Origin of the sequence: Bradyrhizobium sp. 41S5 (assembly GCF_011516665.3) — a bacterium.
In the GTDB taxonomy this organism is placed as follows: domain Bacteria; phylum Pseudomonadota; class Alphaproteobacteria; order Rhizobiales; family Xanthobacteraceae; genus Bradyrhizobium; species Bradyrhizobium quebecense.
This window is the reverse complement of the sequence record NZ_CP083721.1, coordinates 549,475-570,544: the sequence shown is the minus strand read 5'-3', so window position 1 is coordinate 570,544 and position 21,070 is coordinate 549,475. Positions and strand designations below refer to the sequence as shown.

Below are 21,070 nucleotides of genomic sequence, written 5' to 3'. Positions count from 1 at the left end.
CCGCGAACACATCGCCCGGTTGAGAGATCACCCCACCCCGTTTCGCATTCCGCTTCGCTGCATGCGAACCGACCCTCCCCCTCCAGGGGAGGGTGGAGGCGTCACGGCTTGGTCGGGTCGAACTTCTTCTCCAAGCCCTTCCAGCAGTCCGAGTAGTCGTCCTGCAGCGTCGCCGAGGTCGCGGCATGCTGTGTGACCCGCTGCGGGTAGCGCGTCTCGAACATGAAGGCCATGGTGCCGGTCAGCTTCACCGGCTTCAACTCGCCGTTGCTGGCGTGCTCGAAGGCTTCACGATCAGGGCCATGCGGCAGCATCATGTTGTGCAGCGAGATGCCGCCGGGCACGAAGCCTTGCGGTTTGGCGTCGTAGACGCCGTAGATCAGCCCCATGAATTCCGACATGATGTTCATGTGGTACCATGGCGGCCGGAAGGTGTTGTCGGCCACCATCCAGCGTTCCGGGAAGATCACGAAGTCGATGTTCGCGGTGCCGGCGGTCTCCGACGGCGAGGTCAATACCGTGAAGATCGACGGATCGGGATGATCGAACGCGATCGCGCCAACCGGCGAGAAGGTGCGCAGGTCGTACTTATAGGGCGCATAATTGCCGTGCCACGCGACCACGTCGATCGGCGAATGCGGCAACGTGGTCTTGAACAGCGCGCCGCCCCACTTCACGTAGAGCTCGGTCGGGGTGTCCTTGTCCTCGTAGGCAGCCACCGGCGTCAGGAAGTCGCGCGAATTGGCCAGGCAGTTGGCGCCGATCGGGCCGCGCTCCGGCAGCGTGAACGCGCCGCCGTAATTCTCGCAGAGATAGCCGCGCGCCGGGCCATTCGGAATCTCGACGCGGAACTTGACGCCGCGGGGGATCACCACGATCTCGCCCGGCTCGGCATCGATGCGGCCGAACTCGGTGACGAGGCGCAGATTGCCCTGCTGCAGCACGAACATCATCTCGCCATCGGCATTGTAGAAATGCTGATCGACCATCGATTTGGTGATGAGATAGATGTGCGCCGCCATGCCGGCTTGCGTGTTGGCATCGCCGGCCGTGGTCATGGTCTGCACGCCCTGCAGGAAGGTCATGTCCTGCTTCGGGATCGGAGCAGGATCCCAGCGCAGTTGCGCGATCGGCATGTCGTATTCGTGGCACGGCGCGGTGCGCCACAGCCCGGCATCCGCCTTGGCGAAGCGGGCGGAATGCCGCACCGACGGACGGATGCGGTAGAGCCACGAGCGCTCGTTGGTGCCGCGCGGCGCCGTGAACGGCGAGCCCGACAGTTGTTCGGCATAGAGCCCATAGGCGCAGCGCTGCGGCGAGTTGCGCCCCATCGGCAGCGCGCCGGGCAAGGCCTCGGTCTCGAAGCTGTTGCCGAAGCCGGACATATAGCCCGGCGTGACTTGCCCCGAGCTGCGAACGATCTGATCAGGCGAGGTATTGATGTTCATCATGATCCTCCTTGCAGGGCGGCCCACATTTCCTGGTCGCGCTTGTCGGTCCAAATCACGGGATCGTCGATCCCGGACGCCTCGTCATAGGCGCGCGAAACGTTGAACGGCAGGCAGTGCTCGTAGATCGCAAACTTCGAGAACTTCGGATCCATCACCTCGCGCGTCGCCGCCATCGATTCCTTCAGGCTGCGACCCTTGGCGACGGAGGATTCGGCGGCACCGTAGAGCGTGGTGACGAAATCGCGGGTCATCGCGATCGCATCGCGCCCGGTCTCGAGCCCCTTCAGCGCATCGCCTCGGCCCGGCGCGATCGCCTTCGGATTGAAGGCGCGGATCTCGTTCAGCGTCATCGGCCATTCGCGCAGATGCGCATCGCCGCAATAGCAGGCCGAGTGATATTCGATGAGGTCGCCGGAGAACATCACCTCGGCGTCCGGCACCCAGGCGACGATATCGCCCGAGGTGTGGCCGGCGCCGAGCTGCATCAGCCGCACCTCGCGCTTGCCGAGATAGATCGACATCTCGCCTTCGAAGGTCAGCGTCGGCCAGGTCAGGCCGGGAATGCTCGCGGCATCCTGAAACAGCCGCGGGAAGCGGCCATATTCGGAATCCCAGTCCTGCTGGCCGCGCTCCTGAATCAGGCGATAGGTCTCCTGCGAGGCGACGATGCCCTGTGCGTGATAGGCCGAGGCGCCAAGCACGCGCACCGCGTGATAATGCGACAGCACGACATATTTGATCGGCTTGTCGGTCACGGTCTTGACCCGCTCGATCACCTTGTTGGCCATCGCGGGCGTTGCCTGGGCGTCGAACACCAGGCAGCCGTCCTCGCCGACGATGACGGCGGTGTTGGGATCGCCCTCGGCGGTGAAGGCGTAGAGATCGGTGCCGATCTCGGAGAAGGTGACCTTCTTCTCCGCGAGATCCGTGGTCGATGCAAAACCTTTGGCCATCAGTTCAATCCTGTCCGTTTGATCAGTGCTATTGTTGTTGCTGTTGTTGCTGCTGGCTCGCATCCAGCGTGCGCCGCTTCGCCAGCGCGATCGCCTCGCGCAGCACGTCGAGATCGCCGATATGGTTGGCGAGCACCAGCACCAGCGCGGCATCGAGATCGGCGCTCTGCGCCTCGGTGAGACCGCGATGTGCCTCGACGATGGCGCGGAAGGCGTCATCGGGACTAGCGAAGTTCGAACTGGTCGACAGCGCCATGACTGCTCCTCAGTTCAGGCCGGATGCGCGCGCCAGCGCCGCATCGAGGGCCGGCCGCGTGGCGTTCCGGAAGCGTGCCGCGACATAGCCGTCCGGCCGCAGCAGATAGGCGGTGCCGGGCTCGGCATCGTAGCGCCTGCCGGCAAGGCCTTGCGCGTCGACCAGCCCGCCCTCGCCGCCGACCTGGATCGTGCCGACGCCGTCAGGCACGTCGAGCGCTGCGCCATTACCAAACTCCAGCAGCGTGAAACGCGTTCCCTGCCTGATGAAAACGTCGGTCAGATAGCTGGAGCCGCCGCCCTGCTCGGTCACTGGCGCGTCCAGCATCGAGGCGCCCGGCCGCGGGCCGCCGCGCCAGCTGTCGCGATCGCCGCTCGACAGCGGCGTGTCGTAGACCGACGGCACCGACAGCCGGCCGCCATTGACCATGCGCTTGCCGAACTCGGTATCCTCTGCGAGCGACAGCACCGCTTGGCGCAGCCGCGCCTCCTGCCGGGTCACCGGCGCCATGAAATCGGTCGAGCGGGTGGACTCGCGGATATTCTCATCCGCCGCCGCACTGCGCTCGATGTGATAGGTCTCAAGCAGGCCTTCCGGCGACAGCCGGCGCAACACGCGATCGAGCTTCCACGCCAGATTCTCGGCATCCTCGAGCCCGGAATTGGCGCCGCGCGCACCGAACGGTGAGACCTGGTGCGCGGAATCGCCGGCAAAGATCACCCGGCCATGGATGAACCTGGCCATCCGCCGGCACTGAAACTTGTAGAGTGAGATCCACTCGAATTCGAACTTGTCGTGGCCGAGCATGCGTTCGATCCGCGGCCGGACATTCTCCGGCTGCTTCTCGGCCACCGGATCGGCATCCGGATTGAGCTGCAGATCGATCCGCCAGATATCGTCCGGCTGCTTGTGCAGCAGCGCCGAACGTCCGGCATGGAACGGCGGATCGAACCAGAACCAACGTTCCGTCGGGAATGCCGCGGTCATTTTGACGTCGGCGATCAGGAATTGGTCCTCGAACACCTGCCCCGCAAAGTCTGCACCGACCATCTGCCGCAGCGAGGACCGGGCGCCATCGCAGGCGACGACAAAAGAGGCGTGCACCTGGTACGTGCCTTCCGGGGTCGCGATGGTCAACGCGACGCCATCGTTGCGGCTTTCCAGCGCGATCACCTTGTTGCGCCAGCGCAGATCGATTTCAGGCAGCTGCTCGACCCGATCGACCAGATAGGCCTCCGCGTAAAACTGCTGCAGGTTGATGAAGGCGGGCCGCTTATGGCCCTCTTCGGGAAGCAGGTTGAATTGATAGAGCTGCGAGGCGCCGTGGAAGATCTTGCCGACGCTCCACACCACGCCCTTCTCGACCATGCGGTCGCCGACGCCGAGGCGATCCCAGAATTCCAGCGAGCGCTTCGAGAAGCAGATCGCGCGCGAGCCTTCGCCGATCCGGTCGGCATCGTCGAGCAGCAGCACGCGCTGGCCGCGCTGCGCGAGATCTATCGCGAGCGACAATCCCACCGGCCCGGCGCCGACCACCACGACCGGATGCTCCGCGAGGTTGGCGCCCGACCGGTCCTGGTCGGGATGACGGCGATAGCCGAACTGGGTTTTGGCCTGTGCCGTGTTGGCTGCCATTGCTGACCCTGATTGCCCTGGATGTTCCCTGGTGCCGTCGGCTTTTGGCTGCGGCTTGTGCGGCTGGTTAGGACCAAGCCCTCTTGCGACAAAACCTTGCGAGCCGGCCGCGACCTTGCTAGATTAGTTTCACTTGCAACTATCTTAAACTCCCAGTCGGGCTCGCCGTCAACTCAAATTGGAGGAATTTTTGGCCAGGACCTCTGCAAGCCAGCCTCCAGCCCGGCCGCGCAGCGCCGTGGAAGCGGACGTGCGCGACAATATCGCGCCGACGAAGAAGCGCCTCGACCTGTTCCATTTCATGCCGTTCCGCCTGAACCGGCTGGCGGCCGAGGTGTCCTCGGCGCTGTCGAGCGAATACCAGGCACGCCACGGCCTCGACATTCCCGAGTGGCGCGTGCTCGCCACGCTGGGCTTCCGCAGCGATCCCTGCAGCGCGCAATATATCGCGCATTGCACCCGCACCCACAAATCCACCATCAGCCGCGCCGTCTCGGCGCTGATGGAGCGCGAGATCGTCGAGCGCGTCGAGAACGCGGACGACCGCCGCGAATTCCGCCTGCGACTGACGAAGAAGGGCCAGGCGCTGTATGAGGAGCTGATCCCGCGCCTGCTGCGCAAGGAGCAGGAGATCCTCTCCTGCCTGTCCGCGCAGGAGCGCCGCGACCTCGCACGCCTGCTCGGCAAGGTCGAGACCAGCCTCGAGCTGGTGCAAACCAGCGAAGAGGCCGACGCCAAGGACGTGTATTAAACCCTGCGGTCGTCCTGGCGAAAGCCAGGACCCATACGCCGCGGCCGGTGTTGCGGACGGGACTCGTCGTTCCTGCGAAGCACAACAAGCGACATTTGTAGTTATAGGTCCTGGCTTTCGCCAGGACGACGCTGGGGGTTGGCTGCCGTCCCAACACGAGCACAGTCGCGTAGGGCGGATCCGCCCTACGCAGTTCATGCGGCGCGAGAGCTACGCCCGATCGATATGTTTCGCGATAATAGGGAAATAATTATCCCTCGATCCCTTGTCGATCGCCTCCTGAAGCACCGTGCCGATCAGCTCCGCGCCGCGGATCTTGATGCCGGCGTCGGCGGCGAGTTCCAGCGCATAGGACAGATCCTTCAGCGCATATTCGGTCGAGAACGCGCGCTCGGGAAACACGCCGGGCACGATCGCCTTCATGCCGTGGTTGCGCAGCGCAAAGCTGTCGGCCGAGCCCTTCGACAGGGTTTCCAGCAGCAGCTTTGGATCGACGCCATTGCGCTTCGCCACCGCGACGGCCTCGGCCAGCGCGTTCACGGTCTCGAACAGAACCATGTTGTTGAGGATCTTGGTCACCTGCCCCGCGCCGACGTCGCCGCAATTGGTGACGTCGGTGGCAAAGCAGCGGATCAAGGGCTCGATCGCGGCGTAGAGCACGGGCACCGCACCGACCATCACGCTGAGCGTGCCGTCCTGCGCCGCCTGCCGGGTGCGTGCGATCGGCGCGTCGGCCCAGGCCGCACCCTTCGCCTGCAACTGGCCGGCGAAGTCGCGGGTCTGGCTGACCGAGGACGTGCCGAGATCGACTACGACCTGGCCGCTTCTGATGTTCTTCAGAATGCCGTCGCCTTCGAACACGGCGCGCACATGCCTGGCGCTCGGCAGGCAGAGGAACAGCACATCGCTCTGCTTGATGACATCGGCGACCGAGCCGGCAATCTCGGCGCCGTCGGCGCGCAGACGCTGCAGCGGCTCAGTCGACAGGTCGAACACGATAACGCGATTGCCGCTCTTCTTGACCAGGTTGCGGCAAATCGGCTCACCCATCACGCCGAGGCCGATGAACCCGAGAGTCTTGTATTCAGTCATATCGCTTCTTCTTTTCGCTTCTTCTTTCTGACGTTTCTTGACGTGTTACGCCTCGCTCCGCCCGGCGAGGCTATTTCGCGAACGATCGCGACGGCGCCAGATGCAGCGCGAACGCATCGACCTTGTCGCTGGCGCGCGGATAGATCTCGCTGACGATCGGATCGTGGCCCGGGATGAAGCGGTCGGGATGACCGGCAAGCCGCTCGACGGTCTCCCAGCCCTGCGCCATGTCGCCGACATTGTAGACGATCGGGAACGGGCTGCGCTTGTGCAGGTTCGCATAATAATGCGCGGCGTCCGACGCCAACACGACCGGCCCGCGCGCGGTCTCGACCCGCACCACTTGAAGGCCGTCGGAATGGCCGCCGACGCGATGCACGGTGACGCCGGGCGCGATCTCGCCGTCACCGGAATGGAAGGTGACGCGCTCGCCATAGACGTGGCGCACCATCTGGGTGACGTGTTCAATGGAGAACGGATGGCGCAGCATGCCGTTGCACATGCAGCGGCCGGTCGCGTAGCTCATCTCGCGTTCCTGCAGATGGAATTTGGCGCTCGGGAAGCGATCCAGATTGCCGGCGTGGTCATAATGCAGATGGGTGACGATGACGTCGCGGATCGCATCGGCGCTGACGCCGAAGCCGGCCAGCGCATCGACCGGGTCGAGCGTCAGCTTGCGGGCGCGCGCCTTGGCCTCCTCGGCGTTGAAGCCGGTGTCGACCAGGATATCGCGGCCGTGGCCGCGAATCAGCCAGACGAAATAATCGAGATCCTGCGCCGTGGTGTCGTGCGGATCGGGCACCAGGAAATTGAGGTGGGGCGTGCGCGGCGACATCGTTGCATAGCGCAGGGCGTAGATTTCGTAGGCGTTTCCCATCGGTTTCGCTCTTGTTGGCTGTTCTTGAATGGTTCGGCGTCCCGACCACAAAGCCATCGTCTCGCGCAAAGGTCAAACCGCGCAAAGTGCGACGAGCGCATGACAGGACAGCCGCAGCCTCTGTGAATGCAATCACTATCCGGTCGCAGGAACCTGCACTATGCCACGGGGGCGATGGCCGCCATGATCGCGGCTGTTGCACTGCGGCCTCGTTACGGCCGCGGCGATTAGCGATGGTGCAGCAAGCCGTTGACGGGGGTTTGGCCGTGGTTTGATAATGGTTTTTCGCTAGAGTAAGGTCCCCGGGGCGCAGGCCGAAAGCGGCGCCATTTCATTGCAACGCCGCGATCTGGATTTGCTGCGATTATGAAAATCCGCCTTGCCTTGCTCGCCACGCTGATTTTTTCAATCGCGTCGCCAACCCTGTCCGTCGCCGCCGGCGATCGTTTTGCGTTGGTCATCGGCAACGCCAAATATCCCGACGCCGACGCACCGCTGAAGGAGCCGGTCAACGACGCGCGTGACGTCGCCGACGAGCTCAAGCGTGACGGCTTCACCGTCGAGGTCGGCGAGAACCTGACCGGCGACGGCATGCGCCGCGCCTTCGACCGGCTCTATGGCAAGATCAAGCCCGGCTCGGTCGCGCTGATCTTCTTCTCGGGTTACGGCATCCAGTCGAACCGGCAGAGCTACATGATCCCGATCGATGCCCAGATCTGGGCCGAGGCCGACGTTCGCCGCGACGGCTTCAGCCTCGAGACCGTGCTCGGCGAGATCAACAGCCGCGGTGCCGGGGTGAAGATCGCTCTGATCGATGCCTCCAGGCGCAACCCGTTCGAGCGCCGCTTTCGCAGCTTCTCGGCGGGGCTCGCCCCGGTGATCGCACCCAATGGTACGTTGGTGATGTATTCGGCCGCGCTGTCGTCCGTGGTCTCGGACAATGGCAGCGACCGCAGCCTGTTCGTGCGGGAACTGCTGAAGGAGATCCGCACCCCCGACCTGATGGCGGAGGAAACGCTGAACCGCACCCGCGTCGGCGTCACCCGCGCCTCGCGGCAGGAACAGGTGCCGTGGATCTCGTCGTCGCTGGCCGAGGATTTCTCGTTCAGTCCGGGCGGCGCGCCGGGAGCGCCAAGCAGCGCACTGGGAGTTCCGAGCGCTGGGCTGGCACCCGCCGCAACTCCGTCAACCGAGGTCGCAACGGCACCGCCGGTCTCGCCGCCGCCAGCCCCGCCCGTTGCAACGCCGAAGCCGACACCGACGCCTCCGGCGGCAACGGCGCCGACGCCACCACCGGCGCCACCGAAGCCGTCGGTCGCGACGGCCCCCACCACGTCGCCGCCGCCCGCGCCGCCGAAGGCACCCGAGATCGCGCTGCCGCCACCCGCGCCCCCGCCGCCCGTGGTGATCCAGCCGACGCCGGCACCGAGCAATTCGCCTGTGCTGGCCGATGATCCGACCATCAAGAGCCTGAGCGATCGGCTGGACAAGAACCCCGATGATGCGGCCGCGCTGTATCGCCGCGGCCAGGTCTTTGCCAGCAAGGGCGCCTATGACCTCGCGGTCAAGGACTTCACCAATTCGCTGCGGCTGAACCCGAAGGATGTCGAGGCCTATAACAATCGCTGCTGGGTTCGCACCGTGATCGGCGACCTGCAGGCGGCCCTGAAGGACTGCAACGAGGCGCTGCGGCTGCGCCCGAACTTCGTCGATGCGCTCGACAGCCGCGGCCTGATGAACCTGAAGGGCGGGCAGAACAAGAACGCCATCGCCGATTTCGACGCCGCACTGAAGATCAACCCGCGGCTGACCTCGTCGCTGTACGGGCGCGGCCTTGCCAAGAAGCGCAACGGCGCGGTCGCCGAAGGCGATCTCGACATCGCCAACGCCAAGGCGATGGACCCGAACATCGTCAAGGAATTCGCCGACTACGGCGTGCAGTGACAAATGAACGAGGCTTGCCCGCGGCTCGAACCACGGGCGAAATTGCGCGACTAATCAGCGGGTGTGTGCCGGGCAGCGATGCCCGCGATCAATCCGAACAGTTGCATGGAACCGCGCCAGCCGGCGCAGGAGGGACCGAAATGTTCGAGCCGTCGGCAAGGGCCGCGATCCTTTCAATCGTGACCGTCGGCGCCGTGCTGTCGTTCGGCATGGCGGCCGCCCGTGCCGGTGACAATGTCACCGAGGACCAGATCATCAAGGCGCTGACGCCCGAGAAGAAGCCGCTGACACGCGGCCTCTCGGTCGGCCCGCAGACCTCGCCCGGGCTGAACGCCGACCAGGCCAAGTTCGTGCAGAGCGTCCGTGGCCGCGCCACTCGCTCGCTGTCCTCGACTGAGCGCGAGGAAATCGCGACCATCGTCCAGGACAAGCCGAAGATCGATCTCGAGATCAACTTCGACTACAATTCCGCCGACATCAGCGCGAAGTCGCTGCCCTCGGTGCAGGCGCTCGGCCGCGCCTTGACCAATCAGGACCTGAAGGGCTCGACCTTCGTGGTCGCCGGCCACACCGACGCCGCCGGCGGCGAGGACTACAATCAGGGCCTCTCGGAGCGCCGCGCCGACGCCATCAAGCGCTATCTGGTCGACAAATATGGCATCAACGGCAGCGATCTTGTCACCGTCGGCTATGGCAAGAGCAAGCTGAAGGACCCGAGCCACCCGATGGCGGACGTCAACCGGCGCGTCCAGGTCGTGAACGTGGAAAACAAGGACACCGCGTCCAAGTGATCTAGAGGTGATGGGCGGTGGCGCGGCCGCGTTTTGAGGTTACAATGCGTCCCGCACCCCGGCGGGGCGCATTTGCTTGAGGGCGAACGCCCAAAGCGGCCCACAGGTGACCCGCCTCGCATGACATCAGGGGCATGATCCGGAACAATGGACCCCGGCCTTTCCGATGCCCACACAATACGACGGCGAGATGAGACTTCGACGAGCGCCCAAGACAATCACTGTCGATACGCGCCAAGTTCTGGATTGATCAGGCGATGAATTTTTCCCAATACCTCAAGCCTGCGCTCGGCACTGTGGTTTTCCTCGCGCTGGCTGTCGCCTATTACAAGTTCGAGCACCGCTCCCATCCGGAGGAGAAGGAGACGCCGGGCCAGGCGCTGGTCGTGGTGACGAAGTCGACCAATGCCTGCTTCTCCGACATGGTCCGCGTCACCGGCTTCATCGTGCCGCGCCGCGAGGCGCAGGTGAATGTCGACCAGGACGGCTCCAAGGTCACCGACGTGCTCGTTCGTGAGGGCGACACCGTGACCGAGAACCAGGAACTGGCGCGGCTCACCCCGCCGCCGCAGCAGGCGGCGCAGGGCAATGCCAAGCCGATCGTGCTACGCGCGCCGGCCGCCGGCCTCGTCACCGAGGTGCGCACCGCGCCCGGCGCTCCGGCCTCGCCGCAGGCTCCGCCGATGTTCAGGATCTCCGTCAATAACGAGATCGAGCTCGACGCCGAGGTGCCGGGCTTCCAGCTGCTGAAGCTCAATCCCGGCGCCAATGTCCGGATCAGCCGCGACGACGCGCCCGACATCGTCGGCAAGGTCCGTCAGATCTCGCCGCAGATCGACCGCGCCACCCAGCTCGGGCATGTCCGCATCACCATCAACAACAATCCGACGCTGAAGGTCGGCATGTTCGCGCGCGCCAATATCGACGCCAAGCGGTCCTGCGGCGTCGCCGTGCCGCGCACCGCGATCGACCGCCTGACCCTGCAGGTCGTGAAGGGCAACACGGTCGAGACCCGCAGGGTGCGCGTCGGGCTGACCTCCGACACTTCGACCGAAATCCTTGAAGGCCTCGACGTCGGCGAAATCGTCGTGGCCGATGCTGGCACCTCGCTGCATGACGGCGACCAGATCAAGACCATGTTCGCCGACGAACTCGATCGCACGCGATCACGCTAATTCGGGCACGCTAATGGCTTTGAACATCTCGGCATGGTCGATCCGGAACCCGCTTCCATCGATCGTCTTCTCGATCATCCTGCTGGTGCTGGGCTGGGTCTCCTTCACCAAGCTCGCAGTGACGCGGCTGCCGAGCGCCGACATTCCGGTGATCTCGGTCGCGGTGTCGCAGTTCGGCGCCGCGCCCTCGGAACTTGAGTCGCAGGTCACCAAGACGATCGAAGACGGCGTCTCCGGCGTCGAGGGCGTGCGCCACATCTCCTCCTCGATCACCGACGGCCTGTCGGTGACCACGATCCAGTTCGCGCTGGAGACCAACACCGACCGCGCGCTCAACGACGTCAAGGACGCCGTGACGCGGGTGCGCGCCAACCTGCCGCAGAACGTCACCGAGCCCTTGATCCAGCGCGTCGACGTGATCGGCCTGCCGATCGTGACTTACGCTGCGATCTCGCCCGGCAAGACGCCGGAGCAGCTGTCATATTTCGTCGACGATGTGGTCAAGCGCGCGCTGCAGGGCGTGCGCGGCGTCGCCCAGGTCGAGCGCATCGGCGGTGTCGAGCGCGAGATCCTGGTCTCGCTCGATCCCGACAAGCTGCAGGCGGTGGGGCTCACCGCGGTCAATGTCAGCCAGATCCTGCGCGGCACCAATGTCGACGTCGCCGGCGGCCGCGCCGAGATCGGCAAGAACGACCAGGCGATCCGCACCCTGGCAGGCGCCAAGACGCTGAACGAACTCGCCGGCACGATGATTCCGCTGTTCGGCGGCGGCGAGATCCGGCTCGACGATCTCGGCACCGTCACCGACACCATCGCCGACCGGCGCACCTTCGCTCGCTTCAACGGCGAGCCGGTGGTCGCGCTCGGCATCAAGCGCTCCAAGGGGGCCAGCGACGTCGTCGTCGCGGCCGCGGTGCAGAAGCGGATCGACGCCCTGAAAGTTGCCTATCCAGACGTAGACCTCAAGCTGATCGACACCTCGGTCGAATTCACGAAGGGCAATTACGAGGCCGCGATCTCGACCTTGTTCGAGGGCGCGATCCTCGCCGTCATCATCGTGCTGCTGTTCCTGCGCGACATGCGCGCCACCATCATCGCCGCGGTTTCGCTGCCTCTGTCGATCTTCCCGGCGTTCTGGGCGATGGACCTGCTCGGCTTCTCGCTCAACCTGGTCTCCTTCCTCGCCATCACGCTGTCGACCGGCATCCTCGTCGACGACGCCATCGTCGAGATCGAGAACATCGTCCGCCACATGCGGATGGGCAAGACGCCCTACCGGGCCGCGCTTGAAGCCGCCGACGAGATCGGGCTTGCGGTGATCGCGATCTCGCTCACCATCATCGCGATCTTCGCACCCGCAAGCTTCATGTCCGGGATCGCCGGGCAATTCTTCAAGCAGTTCGGCATCACCGTGTCGGTGCAGGTGTTCTTCTCGCTGCTCGCCGCGCGCTTCGTGACGCCGATGCTGGCCGCCTATTTCCTCAAGCATCATGACCACGACGACCCGCCGCCCGGCCGCATCCTGCGCAGCTATCACGGCCTCGTCACCTGGTCGGTGAAGCACCATTACATCACCGTGCTGATCGGCTTTGCGGTGTTCGCCGCATCGATCTGGAGCATCACGTTGCTGCCGCAGGGCTTCCTGCCGGCGCAGGACACCGCGCGATCGCTGCTGGCGATGGAGTTGCCGCCCGGCTCGCAGCTTGCCTATACCGAGAAGGTCACCGAGGAGATCGTGGCGCGGCTGCGCAAGCGGCCCGAGGTGCGCAGCGTGTTCGTCGACGGCGGCCGCGTGCCGCCCGGCATCCAGGAAGTCCGCCGCGCCGCGTTGATCATCAACTACACGCCGAAGGCGGACCGCAGGATCACCCAGCGCGAGCTCGAGCTCGCGATCGGCAAGGAGCTCGACAACGTCCCCGATATCCGGTTCTGGTTCCTCGACGAGAACGGCCTGCGCGCCATCTCGCTGGTCGTCACCGGCACCGACAGCAACATCGTCAACAACGTCGCCAGCGAGCTGGCGACGCAGATGAAGCGGATCCCGATCATCGCCAACGTGATCTCGGAGACCGCGCTCGACCGGCCCGAGCTGCGCATCCGTCCGCGCGCCGAGCTCGCGGCACGGCTCGGCGTCTCGACTGAGAGCCTGTCGCAGACCATTCGCGTCGCCACCATCGGCGACGTCGGCCCGGCGCTGGCGAAGTTCGACGCCGGCAACCGTCAGGTGCCGATCCGCGTCCAGCTCGAGGACAGTGCGCGCAGCGACCTTCAGATGCTCGAGCAACTGCGCGTGCCGCTCGGTCAGCGCGGCGAACGCGGCGGCGTGCCGCTGTCCGTCGTCGCCGACATCCAGCTCGACCAGGGCCCGACCAGCATCAACCGCTACGACCGCGAGCGGCAGGCCACCGTCGCGGCCGACCTCGTCGGCAACGCCGCACTCGGCGACGCCACCAAGCTGATCTACGACCTCCCTGTGATGAAGAGCCTGCCGAAGGGCGTGAAGGTCAGCCCGTCCGGCGACGCCGAGAGCCTTGCCGAACTGTCCGACGGCTTCGCCACCGCGATCACCGCCGGCCTGATGATGGTCTACGCCGTGCTGGTGCTGCTGTTCGGCACCTTCCTGCAGCCGATCACCATCCTGTTCTCGCTGCCGCTCTCGATCGGTGGCGCGATCGCGGCGCTGCTGCTCACCGGCAAGCAGCTCACCACGCCGGTCTGGATCGGCATCCTGATGCTGATGGGCATCGTCACCAAGAACGCCATCATGCTGGTGGAGTTCGCGGTGGAGGCGATCCGCGACGGCAAGCCGCGCGAGGAGGCGATGATCGACGCCGGCATGAAGCGCGCCCGCCCGATCGTGATGACCACGATCGCGATGGCCGCCGGCATGATGCCGTCAGCGCTGGCGTTCGGCGCTGGCGGCGAGTTCCGCTCGCCGATGGCGCTCGCGGTGATCGGCGGCCTGATCTTCTCGACCGTGCTGTCGCTGGTGTTCGTGCCGGCGATGTTCATGGTGATGGACGACATCGGTGCCCTGATCTGGCGCTTCGGCAAACGGCTGATCGTCTCGCATGCCGACCACGAGCTGACCCCGGTCGATCGTCAGGATGACCAGGCCAAGCGGCAGGGCGGCCCGCCGAACATGATCTCGCCGGCGGCGGAATGAGCCGAGCGCGCCTCGACCAGAGGACTATGAAGTTACCGCCGCCGGTGCGCGCCGCCAAAATATCGAAAACAACCCCATGCAAAGGGAGCCGCCGGCCGCCAGCGTTCGCCAAGACAACTTGACACGTCGGGCAACTCAGGGCTACATTTCCAATATTCCGAAATCGTGCAAGCGCCCCTAACCTCTAAGGGCAAGCTTCGCTTATCTCGCCCCCGTACGAACGGGGCGAGGGAGCGCAGCGCCGTTGCGGTCGCTATTCGACCTAAGGGCGCGTACTCATGAACTGGGAAGCACGCCTTCAGGGGCGAACCAGACACGCGACCTGACGGTTAAGGCTATCGCCTTGTGACCCCTGAGCGGACGACCGCCTCCCGGACAGATTATGGGGGTGCCCCGATTGTTCGTAGAGCGGCAATCACCCTCATGGCGCGGCCTCTATCAAAATGCGAAGCGGGACCGAGGCCCATATGCTCGACCTCGGCCCATTTCAGATATGCAAGTAGTTCTTCGTCGCTTGCGTCGACACGAAGCATGGCCGCTATCTTACCGACATAGCCGTCATATTCGTCCTCTGGGCATCCGCCGATAGGGTCCCAGTCTCGGTTCAACACTTCTCTCAGACGGCTTCGCCAGACCCGTGACGCATCTTTATCAATTGGCATTTGAGCCTCGAGCGGTAGTGGTTCTAAACCGGGATGATCTTTGTAAATGTTGTCCTGAAGCACGGTGTCTATCCGAGCGATGATATCGCCGACCGACGTCCTCAATCTCAGAAACTCATCTGCCGGAGAGGCTTCTTTGGCGAGCGTGAGCGCCAGGGATAACTCCTCAATGACCCGCTCTACATGCTGTTCAAATCGTGCGGCTGATTTCGCGTCCATAGAACCATCTCGCGGGAACAGGGCCTGCCTTGCAAATGGCACCTGCCTTTAGACCAAGAAGCCTTCCAAATAGCTAGAGCGCTACTGTTCCGTTAGTGGCCCGCAGCCCGTAGCCGACATGACCAAGCGCGCCTCTTTTGTCCGCTTCCGACGGTCATGCGGGCGCGGTTCGGGAGGCTGGATTTATAGACGTCCTAATCTCATCCCGCGCTAATACAGCCTGGTGCGATAGGCCTCTTCCATCGTCTTCTCGGCGACCTCGACCTCGACCGCCGCGGTCTGCTCGGCGATGATCCGGCCGAGCGTCGGAAAACTGTGGCGCTCGACCTGCGCGGCGGGGTTCCAGAGCTTTGAACGCATCAGCGCCTTGCCGCAATGGAAGTAGGTCTCATCGACATGCACCTTCAGCCCGATGATCGGCGTGACGTTCTGCACCGTCAGCGGCGTCAAGAGATCCGGCTCCTGCGAAATCTCGGCCCGCCCATTGATGCGCAGGGTCTCGTTGATGCCCGGCACCATGAAGATCAGGCCAACCCCGGCGAGGCCAGGATATTGCCGAACGTATCGACGCGGTTGTTGCCGCGGCGGTCCGGGATCAGCAGCGTCTTGTCGTCAATCACCGAGACGAAGCCCGGCGCATCGCCGCGCGGACTGGCGTCGGCATGGCCCTTGCCGTCGCTGGAGGCGATGACCAGGAACGGCGACAGCGCTATGAAATCGCGGCAGAACTTGTCGAGATGGTTGAGCACCTTCTTCTCGGCGAGCGGGCTCAATTGCCCGAAATGCGCGCGAAGATCCCCCCGCGACTTGACCGGCGGCTTGCCGCCTGCGCCCTCGTGACCCATAGCGAACCTCCCTTTGTTGTTAGTTTATACCGCGTCGATGCCGGAATCGATCCTCGCCGTCTGGCGTGCGCCGTCCGCGGCCGCAAAGCCCGGCTGGTCGAAGAAATCGCGGCCGGGAATCGCATCGAGCAGATCGCGGGTATAGGCCCGGCGCGGCGCGGTGAAGACCTCCACCGTGGTGCCTTCCTCGACGATACGCCCCTTCTGCAGGACGATCACACGATCGGCAATCTCGGCGGCGATGCGCAGATCGTGGGTGATGAAGATCATCGCGAGCCGCATTTCCTGACGTAGCTCGGCGAGCAGTGCCAGCACCTGGGCCTGCACCGAGACGTCGAGCGCCGACACCGCCTCGTCGGCGATCAAGACCCGCGGCTTGAGCGCGAGCGCCCGCGCGATGCAGATCCGCTGGCGCTGGCCGCCGGAGAATTCGTGCGGATAGCGATCCGCGGCGGTCTCGGACAGGCCGACCCGGACCAGCAGCTTCCTCGCCTGCGCCATCGCTTCGGCACGCGATGTGCCGTAGGCCATCGGGCCGCGCGCGATGGCATCGCCGATCTTCTGGCGGGGATCGAGGCTGGCAAACGGATCCTGGAACACGATCTGAAGCTGCCGCCGCGCCTGACGGAGCGCCTCACCGCGCAGCTGCCGAAGGTCGGCGCCGCCGAAGCGGATGGCGCCGGCATCCGGCTCGGTCAGCCGCAGGATCATGCGCCCGAGCGTCGACTTGCCGGAGCCGGATTCGCCGACGACGGCAAGCGTCTCGCCCTCGTGCAAGGTCAGCGAAATGCCATCAGCGGCGACCACCTCGCGCGGCGGCTGCAGCCAGCCGCGCTTGACCCGAAAGGTCTTGTGCAGGCCGACGACCTCCAGCAGCGGCTCACGCCGCACGATGGTGCCATGGATCTCGGCGAGCCGCGCCTTCGGGACCGCGTCGATCAGTTCGCGCGTGTAGGCGGCTTGCGGATTGCGCAGCACCTCGCCGGCCGTGCCCTGCTCGACCACCTTGCCGTGGCGTAGCACCACGACGCGGTCGGCGACATCGGCGACGACGCCGAAATCGTGGGTAATCAGCAGCACACCCATCCCGCGCTCGCGCCGGAGATCGTCGATGAGGCGCAGGATCTGGCGCTGGGTCGTGACATCGAGCGCGGTGGTCGGCTCGTCGGCGATCAGCAGCGCGGGCCGGTTGGCCATCGCCATCGCGATCATCACGCGCTGGCGCTGGCCGCCGGACAGCTCGAACGGATAGCTCTTTTCCAGAAGAAGCGGATTCGGCAGCCCGACCTGCGTCAGCAGCGTCTGCACCCGCTCGCGGACCTCCGCCATCGATGGCGTGGGCCGCTGGTGCGCAAGGATCATCTCCTCGATCTGTTTGCCGACCCGCTTGAGCGGATTGAGCGAGGACAACGGCTCCTGAAAGATCATCGCGGCATTGCCGCCGCGCAAGTTCCGCAGACCGCGGCCGTCGAGCTTCGACGGATCCTGCCCCGCGACCATCACGGTGCCGGACACGATGTCGACGCCCCGCGGCAACAGCTGAAGCACCGCATGGGCGATCATCGACTTGCCGGAGCCGGATTCGCCGACCAGACAGACCACCTCGTTGGGCTTGATCTCAAACGACACATTCTCGACCGCGAAGGGCCGGTCGCCCCCCTTGGGGAGCGCGATCGAGAGGCGATCGACGGCGAGAACCGGCGCGCTGGACTGCATGGTCTCGCTCATGACCGGCGCCTCGAGACGCGCGGGTTGAGAACATCGGACAGACCCTCGCCGAACAGGTTGATCGCCAGCACGGTGACGAGGATGGCAAGGCCGGGAAACACGCTCATCCACCACGCATTGCGGATCACGGTTCGCCCTGCGCCGATCATAAAGCCCCACGACATCAAATTGGGATCGCCGAGACCCATGAAGGACAGCGCGCTTTCCAGCAAGATCGCGGTCGCCACCGTCAGCGAGGTCACGACCAGGATCGGCGAGATCGCGTTCGGCAAGATATGGCCGAGCACGATGCGCCAGGTGCGCTCGCCCTGGCACAGCGCCGCCTCGACGAACTCACGATGCCGCAGGCGCAGGAATTCCGCACGCGTCAGCCGCGCCAGCGGCGGCCAGCTCACCGCCCCGATCGTCAGGATGATCGTCAGCAGCGACGGGTTGAAGGTTGCGACCAGCAAGATGGCCAGCACGAAGGCCGGAATGGTCTGGAACAATTCCGTCATCCGCATCAGCACCAGATCGACCTTGCCGCCGAAATAGCCCGAGATCGCACCGACCACGACGCCGATCGCCATCGCCGCGAGCGCCGATGCGATGCCGATCAGCAGCGAGACGCGCGCGCCATAGGCGACGCCGGCCGCGACATCGCGGCCGAGCGTATCGCCGCCGAGCCACAGCCCGTCCTCGCCGGGCGGCGTGAACGGCGCACCGACCATCTCCCAGGGCGAGACCGGAAACACGATCGGCGCGATGATCGCGACGACCACGACGAGGAGCAGCAAGACAAGCCCGATCATGCCGCTGGGATGACGCAGGAAGGCGCGCACCGTCTCCATCACGCCGCTCCCGTGGTCATGCGCGGATCGATCAGCCGGTAGACCAGGTCGGTGAAAAGGTTGAGCGCGATCACGACGATCGAGAGGATCAGGAAGATACCGAGCAGGACCGGATAGTCGCGCTGCAGCAGGGCCTCGAAGGTCAGGCGGCCAAGGCCGGGCCAGGCAAACACCGTCTCGATGACCACGGCGCCGCCGACCAGCGCGCCGGCCTGCATGCCGGCGACGGTGACGACCGGCACCAGCGCATTGCGCAGCATATGACCGACGACGATACGCGTCCCGGACAGGCCCTTGGCGCGCGCCGTCTTGATGAAGTCCTGCTGGGCGACCTCGATGATCGAGGATCGCATCAGCCGCGCGTAGATCGCGAGATAGATCGCTGCAAGCGAAGTCACCGGCATGATCATGTGCTTCATGATGTCGAGCGCGTGCTCGATCGGCGAGAGCTGGACGTTGATGGTCTCGTAGCCGAACGGCGGCAGCCAGCCGAGCGCCACCGAGAACACCAGCACCAGCATCAGGCCGAGCCAGAATACCGGCGTCGCATAGAGCACGAGCGAGAGCACGGTGAACACCGTGTCGAGCACGCTGCCGGCCGCGAGCCCCGCCAGCGCACCGAGCGCGGTGCCGATCAGGAGCGCGAGACAGAACGCCGTGACCGTCAGCAGCAGCGTCGCCGGAAGCCGTTCGAGAATCAGATCGACGACGGGGCGGCGCTGACGATAGGAATAGCCGAGATCGAGCCTGACAACGCGGCCGAGGTGGCTCACGAGCTGGACGAAATACGGCTTGTCGAGCCCGTACTCCTTGCGCAGATCGTCGAGCAGCTTTGGATCGGACGCGCCAGATTGCCCGGCCATGACCTGCGCCGGGTCGCCGGGCGCAGCCCGCACCAGCACGAAGTTGAACGTCGCGATGACGAGGATCACGGCGACGAGCTGGGCGATGCGGCTGATCGCCTGGAGCCCGATCGCCGCTGCGCTCCCGAGTGGCGTCACGATTTGTAAACCGACCCGAAGGTTTCGTGCGAGCCGATGCCCGTGGTCACGATGTTCTTGAACGACTTGTCGTAGATGATCGGATATTCGATCTCGAGCGTCCAGGCCACCGGCACATCCTCGACCAGGATCTGCTGCACCTTGCTGTAGAGCTCCTGGCGCTTGGCTTCATCGAGCGTGATTGCGGCCTCGTCGAACAGTTTGTCGACCTCGGGATTTGAGTATCCTTGCGTGTTGGAGAACAGGATGCCCTTCTTGATGTTCGACGAAATATATGTGCGTGCTACGCCGAGCGCGGGATCGCCGAGCTGGTAGAGCAGGTTCTGGGTCATCTCATAATCCCAGTTGCCGACCTTCTCGGCCCAGCCGGCCATGTCGGTGCCGACCAGCACGAGATCGATGCCGACGCGTGCAAAGCTCTGCCGGAAGAACTCGCCGGCGCGCTGATAAGACTCGCCGTAGGGCGGCACTATGTACTTGATCTCGGCCCGCTTGCCGTTGGCGCCTGCCTTCAATCCCATGTCGTCGAGCAGCGCCTTGGCCTTGTCCACGGAGAACTCGTAGCGCTTCACGTTCGGATCGTAGAACCGCGTCTTCGACGAGATCGGACCGGTCGCGACCTTGGCGTTGCCGAAGTACACGCGCTTGCTGAACGCCTCGCGATCGATCAGATGCATCACCGCCTGCCGGAACCGCTTGTCGTTCATCGGCGCGATGCGGTTGTTCATTTCGAGCCACTGATGCGGTGCGAAATACTCGTAGCCCTTGGTGGTGAACTCGAGGTTCTTCTGCGCCTTGAAGCGCTGTACATCATAGAATTCGACATCGGACCATTGCACGAGCTGCACCGTACCGTTCTCGAGCGCGAGCGCACGCGACGCCGCATCCGGAATCACGCGATAGACGATCTCGTCGAGATAAGGCTCGTCCTTCAGATAGTAACCGTCGTGGCGGACCAGGTGAACATGCGAGCCGCGCACCCATTCCTTCAGCTTGAAGGGACCGGTGCCGATCGCCTTGTCGTTCTCCGGGTTCTTGCGATAATCGGTGCCGTCGTAAATGTGCTTGGGCACGATCGGCGCGGACGTGCAGTCGAAGCAGCCGATGAACGGCGCGAACGGCTGCTTCAGCTTGAACACGACGGTGAGCGGATCGGGCGCTTCAGCCGACGCCACGCGGGCGAAGTTCTGCCGCGCGCGCGGATGCGTCTCCACCAGCAGCTTCATGCAGCTGAAGACCACGTCCTCCGAGGTCATCGGCTTGCCGTCGTGGAAGGTGATGCCGGGAAACAACTTGAATGTGTAGGTCAGGCCGTCCGGCGAGACCTCCCAGGACTGCGCCATGCCGGGCATCGGCTTGAGGTCGGCGCCGTATTTCAGCAGGCCTTCATAGATCTTGCCGCCGAGCGTCAGGGTCGGTTGCTGCTGGTTCAGCGCGGTCACCAGAACCGGCGGCTCCGGCTGGATGATGGTGTTGAGCGTTCCACCGCGGGTCTGGCCCGCCGCCCGCGTGATGCCGAACGGGATGGCTGCACCGCAGGCCAGCATCGCCTTGGTGAATTCGCGTCTGTTCATCGGACCTCTCCGTCGCCGCGCGTCAGGCATCCGATTTCGGCGAATGTCGCGGGGTGAGGCATTGTTGCCAAATGCCATATCCCGCGCTACCTGAATGGGGACAACAACCATCGCGATCGG

At 64.8% G+C, this 21,070-nt stretch carries 16 protein-coding genes and 1 pseudogene; 5 read left to right on the top strand and 12 right to left on the bottom strand.

The genetic code is table 11. The annotated features are described in order from the left end of the window. Positions 1 to 101: 101 nt before the first annotated feature. Genes hmgA through HAP47_RS02745 form a run of 4 tightly spaced genes read right to left on the bottom strand, consistent with a single transcriptional unit; the run spans position 102 to position 4,295 of the window. Positions 102 to 1,448 (bottom strand): homogentisate 1,2-dioxygenase, encoded by a 1,347-nt coding sequence (gene hmgA / locus HAP47_RS02760; protein ID WP_173639537.1) that lies wholly within the window; start codon positions 1,446 to 1,448, stop codon positions 102 to 104. Beyond that, positions 1,448 to 2,404: an MBL fold metallo-hydrolase gene (locus tag HAP47_RS02755; protein ID WP_173639538.1), complete on the bottom strand. Its 957-nt coding sequence runs from the start codon at positions 2,402 to 2,404 to the stop codon at positions 1,448 to 1,450. The genes hmgA and HAP47_RS02755 overlap by 1 nt, the downstream gene beginning before the upstream one ends. Before the next feature lie 28 nt (positions 2,405 to 2,432). Then, the gene (locus tag HAP47_RS02750) at positions 2,433 to 2,660 is read right to left on the bottom strand and encodes a DUF2783 domain-containing protein (protein ID WP_173639539.1); all 228 of its coding nucleotides are present in this window, start codon (positions 2,658 to 2,660) and stop codon (positions 2,433 to 2,435) included. Between the two features lie 9 nt (positions 2,661 to 2,669). Next, entirely contained in the window at positions 2,670 to 4,295 is a 1,626-nt protein-coding gene (locus tag HAP47_RS02745; RefSeq protein WP_173639540.1) for an FAD-dependent oxidoreductase, read from the bottom strand. Between the two features lie 190 nt (positions 4,296 to 4,485). Here HAP47_RS02745 and HAP47_RS02740 point away from each other — a divergent pair, with 190 nt between their 5' ends. Further along, positions 4,486 to 5,046, top strand: coding sequence for a MarR family winged helix-turn-helix transcriptional regulator (locus tag HAP47_RS02740; RefSeq protein WP_210285275.1), 561 nt, complete (start codon positions 4,486 to 4,488; stop codon positions 5,044 to 5,046). A gap of 210 nt (positions 5,047 to 5,256) precedes the next feature. Here HAP47_RS02740 and HAP47_RS02735 read toward each other — a convergent pair whose 3' ends face one another. Then, complete coding sequence (locus HAP47_RS02735; protein WP_173639541.1) at positions 5,257 to 6,138, bottom strand: NAD(P)-dependent oxidoreductase; 882 nt, start codon at positions 6,136 to 6,138, stop codon at positions 5,257 to 5,259. Positions 6,139 to 6,208: 70 nt separating this feature from the next. Beyond that, on the bottom strand, positions 6,209 to 7,015 hold the full coding sequence (locus tag HAP47_RS02730) for an N-acyl homoserine lactonase family protein (RefSeq protein WP_173639542.1): 807 nt from the start codon (positions 7,013 to 7,015) through the stop codon (positions 6,209 to 6,211). Positions 7,016 to 7,381: 366 nt separating this feature from the next. On the opposite strand from HAP47_RS02730, the gene HAP47_RS02725 reads away from it, so the two are divergent. From HAP47_RS02725 to HAP47_RS02710, 4 genes are all read left to right on the top strand, one after another. Next, entirely contained in the window at positions 7,382 to 8,959 is a 1,578-nt protein-coding gene (locus tag HAP47_RS02725; protein WP_173639543.1) for a caspase family protein, read from the top strand. Between the two features lie 140 nt (positions 8,960 to 9,099). Next, a complete protein-coding gene (locus HAP47_RS02720; protein ID WP_173639544.1) occupies positions 9,100 to 9,750 on the top strand; it encodes an OmpA family protein in 651 nt (216 codons plus the stop codon). A 257-nt stretch (positions 9,751 to 10,007) separates the two neighbouring features. Further along, the gene (locus HAP47_RS02715; protein WP_173639545.1) at positions 10,008 to 10,925 is read left to right on the top strand and encodes an efflux RND transporter periplasmic adaptor subunit; all 918 of its coding nucleotides are present in this window, start codon (positions 10,008 to 10,010) and stop codon (positions 10,923 to 10,925) included. A gap of 13 nt (positions 10,926 to 10,938) precedes the next feature. Next, a complete protein-coding gene (locus HAP47_RS02710) occupies positions 10,939 to 14,091 on the top strand; it encodes an efflux RND transporter permease subunit (protein ID WP_173639546.1) in 3,153 nt (1,050 codons plus the stop codon). Positions 14,092 to 14,471: 380 nt separating this feature from the next. On the opposite strand, the gene HAP47_RS02705 is transcribed toward HAP47_RS02710, so the two are convergent. From HAP47_RS02705 to HAP47_RS02675, 6 genes and pseudogenes are all read right to left on the bottom strand, one after another. Next, positions 14,472 to 14,972 (bottom strand): hypothetical protein, encoded by a 501-nt coding sequence (locus HAP47_RS02705; RefSeq protein WP_231168721.1) that lies wholly within the window; start codon positions 14,970 to 14,972, stop codon positions 14,472 to 14,474. 210 nt (positions 14,973 to 15,182) lie between these two features. Beyond that, a pseudogene (locus HAP47_RS41495) lies at positions 15,183 to 15,817 on the bottom strand (pyridoxamine 5'-phosphate oxidase family protein). A gap of 24 nt (positions 15,818 to 15,841) precedes the next feature. Continuing rightward, positions 15,842 to 17,545 carry a dipeptide ABC transporter ATP-binding protein gene (locus HAP47_RS02690; RefSeq protein ID WP_173639547.1) on the bottom strand — a complete coding sequence of 568 codons (1,704 nt, stop codon included), beginning with the start codon at positions 17,543 to 17,545 and terminating at the stop codon, positions 15,842 to 15,844. Further along, a complete protein-coding gene (locus HAP47_RS02685) occupies positions 17,542 to 18,375 on the bottom strand; it encodes an ABC transporter permease (protein ID WP_173639548.1) in 834 nt (277 codons plus the stop codon). Before HAP47_RS02685 ends, HAP47_RS02690 begins: the two co-directional genes overlap by 4 nt. Continuing rightward, on the bottom strand, positions 18,375 to 19,376 hold the full coding sequence (locus HAP47_RS02680) for an ABC transporter permease (protein ID WP_173639549.1): 1,002 nt from the start codon (positions 19,374 to 19,376) through the stop codon (positions 18,375 to 18,377). The genes HAP47_RS02685 and HAP47_RS02680 overlap by 1 nt, the downstream gene beginning before the upstream one ends. Next, positions 19,373 to 20,950, bottom strand: coding sequence for an ABC transporter substrate-binding protein (locus tag HAP47_RS02675; protein WP_173639550.1), 1,578 nt, complete (start codon positions 20,948 to 20,950; stop codon positions 19,373 to 19,375). The genes HAP47_RS02680 and HAP47_RS02675 overlap by 4 nt, the downstream gene beginning before the upstream one ends. Positions 20,951 to 21,070: the final 120 nt, after the last annotated feature.